This window comes from Nocardia pseudovaccinii NBRC 100343 (genome assembly GCF_001613225.1).
GTDB classification, from domain to species: domain Bacteria; phylum Actinomycetota; class Actinomycetes; order Mycobacteriales; family Mycobacteriaceae; genus Nocardia; species Nocardia pseudovaccinii.
Genome location: NZ_BDBY01000383.1, coordinates 1 through 2,967, shown reverse-complemented (window position 1 = coordinate 2,967; position 2,967 = coordinate 1). Strand labels below are relative to the sequence as shown.

General features: G+C 65.8%; 3 protein-coding genes. 1 reads left to right on the top strand and 2 read right to left on the bottom strand.

The genetic code is table 11. The features are described 5' to 3' along the window. Positions 1 to 834: acyl-CoA dehydrogenase family protein (locus NP3_RS41505; RefSeq protein WP_063047179.1), on the bottom strand; the 834-nt coding region annotated here is incomplete at its 3' end. Beyond that, positions 831 to 2,543 carry an acyclic terpene utilization AtuA family protein gene (locus tag NP3_RS41500; protein WP_063047178.1) on the bottom strand — a complete coding sequence of 571 codons (1,713 nt, stop codon included), beginning with the start codon at positions 2,541 to 2,543 and terminating at the stop codon, positions 831 to 833. The genes NP3_RS41505 and NP3_RS41500, both read right to left, overlap by 4 nt. 157 nt (positions 2,544 to 2,700) lie before the next feature. On the opposite strand from NP3_RS41500, the gene NP3_RS49535 reads away from it, so the two are divergent. Beyond that, entirely contained in the window at positions 2,701 to 2,844 is a 144-nt protein-coding gene (locus NP3_RS49535; protein WP_169814675.1) for a CG2302 family histidine operon protein, read from the top strand. Positions 2,845 to 2,967: the final 123 nt, after the last annotated feature.

Below are 2,967 nucleotides of genomic sequence, written 5' to 3'. Positions count from 1 at the left end.
CCTGCTGATCAGCGGGCGGCCGAAGGTCTCGCGGTTGCGCACCCAGTCCAGGGTCAGGTCGAGGCAGCGCTGGGCCTGCGAATACGCCTGCACCGCGAGCCCGACCCGCTCGCTGACGAACGCACCGGCGATCTGATAGAAGCCGGAATTCTCCGGTCCGACCAGATTCTCCACCGGCACGCGGACATCCACATAGGACAGCTCGGCGGTATCGGAGGCCAGCCAGCCCATCTTGTCGAGCTTGCGGCTGACCGTGAAGCCCGGCGTGCCCTTCTCCACCACCAGCAGCGAAATGCCGCCGGAACCGGGGCCGCCCGTGCGCACGGCGGTCACCACGAAATCGGCGCGCACACCCGAGGTGATATAGGTCTTGGCCCCATTGACGATGTAGTGGTCGCCATCGCGGCGCGCCGTGGTGGTGAGGTGGCCGACATCGGAGCCGCCGCCGGGTTCGGTAATGGCGAGCGAGCCGATCTTCTCCCCGGCCAGTGTCGGGCGTGCGAAGCGCTCGATCAGGTCTTCATTGCCCGAGGCGATAATGTGCGGCACCGCGATACCGCAGGTGAACAGCGAGGCGAACAGGCCGCCGGAGCACCCGGCCTGATGCATTTCCTCACAGACGATCATGGCGTCGATACCGTCACCGCCGGAACCGCCCGCGGATTCCGGGAATTGGATGCCGAGCAGGCCGAGCGCTCCGGCCTTCTTGTGCAGTTCGCGCGGGATCTCGCCGTCACGCTCCCAGGCGGCGAGGTACGGAAGAACCTCGCGCTCGGCGAAACCCCTGACGGTGGCACGCAATTCGCGCCGTTCCGGCGTATTCCACGGACTCACAGCAACTCCAATGGGATATCAACATGACGCGAGCGCAGCCATTCGCCGAGCCCTTTGGCCTGTGGATCGAAGCGGGCCTGGTAGGCCACACCCTGTCCGAGCAGACCCTCGATAATGAAGTTCACGGCACGCAGATTCGGCAGTACGTGCCGGGTGACGGTCAGCGGCGCGGCCTCGGGCAGCAGTTCCTTGATCCGCTCCACCGTCAGCGTATGCGCCAGCCAGCGCCACTGCTCATCGGTGCGAACCCATACGCCGATATTGGCATTGCCGCCTTTATCGCCGCTGCGGGCCAAAGCAATCGTTCCCAGCGGTGCCCGGCGAGTTCCGTTGGTGGACAACGGCTCCGGCAGATCCGGCGCGGCTACCTCCGCCAATTTCAGAGTGTCCGACGCGGGTGCGATATCGACGCGAGTGCCCTGCGGCAGCACCGCCGCATGCGGCACCTCGGCGGCATCGACGAATCCCGGCGTGTACACGCCGTACGGCGAGCCGTTGCCGGGCAGGCTGGTGAAGTTGGTCCCCGGATAACTGGCCAATGCCAGCTCGACCGCGACATTGGAGAACGAGCGGCCGACCTTGTTCGGATCCGGATCGCGAACCACGCAGCGCAGCAAAGCGCTTGCCTGCTCCTCGGTTTCGGCGTCCGGCCGGTCGAGACGCGCCAGCGTCCAGGTCAATTCCGCAGGCCGCACGGGCAGCCAGGACTCCAGTTGTCGTTGCGCCAGTTGGGCTTTCGCCTCGATATCGAGTCCGGTGAGCACGAACTCCATCTCATTGCGGAAACCGCCGAGAGTATTCAGCGAAACCTTCAGCTGCGGCGGCGGCGGTTCGCCGGTCACACCGCTGATCAACACGCGATCCGGACCTTCTCGAGTCAGCTCGATCGTGTCCAGCCGCGTGGTGACATCCGGCCCCGCATAACGCGCACCCTGGATCTCGTACATCAGCTGTGCCGCAACGGTATCCACCGTGACCGCACCGCCCGTGCCCCGATGTTTCGTGATGACGCTGCTGCCGTCCCTGCGCACTTCGGCGATCGGGAAACCGGGCCGTCCGAGATCGGCCAACTCGGTGAAGAAGGCGAAGTTACCGCCGGTGGCCTGTGTACTGCACTCGATGACATGCCCGGCCACCACGGCACCGGCAAGCTGGTCGTAATCGGTTCGCCCCCAACCGAAATGAGCGGCGGCCGGGCCGACGATCACCGAAGCATCGGTGACCCGGCCGGTGACCACGATATCCGCGCCCGCATTCAAACATTCGACGATGCCCCAGGCACCGAGATAGGCATTCGCGGTCAGCGGTGACCCGAGGCCGAGTTCGCCCGCTCGGCTGAGCAGGTCGTCACCCTCGACGTGCGCGACCTTGGCATCAAGTCCGAGATCCGCCGCAACCTTGCGCAGCCTCTCCGCGAGACCGGCCGGGTTGAGGCCGCCCGCATTGGTGACGATCTGAACATTGCGTTCCAGCGCCAGCCCGAGGCAGTCCTCGATCTGGCGGACGAAGGTCTTGGCATAGCCGAGGCTGGGATCCTTCATCCGGTCCCGGCCGAGGATCAGCATGGTCAACTCGGCGAGATAGTCCCCGGTGAGCACATCGAGCTGCCCGCCCTCGAGCATCTCCCGCATGGCGCTGAGCCGATCACCGTAGAACCCGGAACAGTTGCCGATACGGATGAGCTCCGGATCGGCGGCCAGCATACTCATCAGCTGGAAGGCCCTCCTGTGCGGCGAACCGTCCCGGCGCGCCGCGTTGCGCCGCCGGTGGAGTCCGCGTTCCGGAGTCCAGCATCACACCCGGTCCAGAAAAAAGCAAGCACGCGTGCTTGTTAATTGCATATGGCGCGCGAGGCAGAATGACCAGATGTCCTCCGTCATCCTGTTCGCGCTGGCCGGGTTCCTGCTGGGCGGGGCCTACTCCACCTGGAAGACCACCCGGCCACTCGCTATCGCCCTGCTGGTGCTCGCCGCCCTAGCGACCGCGGGCGCGGTCGCCTGGTTGATGTAAACCCACTCAACACCACGGAGCGAGTCTTACGAGCGACCGTTCGCGGCCCGTCTCGCATCCGAGTGGCCGAAGCGCATGCGACGAAGTCGCGAGTCTCGGCCGCTCGGATGCGAGACACCAGGG

Excerpts from the sequence above, each read along its gene's own strand:
- NP3_RS49535 (WP_169814675.1), top strand. The coding sequence starts at position 2,701 with ATGTCCTCCGTCATCCTGTTCGCGCTGGCCGGGTTCCTGCTGGGCGGG.
- NP3_RS41500 (WP_063047178.1), bottom strand. The coding sequence starts at position 2,543 with ATGAGTATGCTGGCCGCCGATCCGGAGCTCATCCGTATCGGCAACTGT.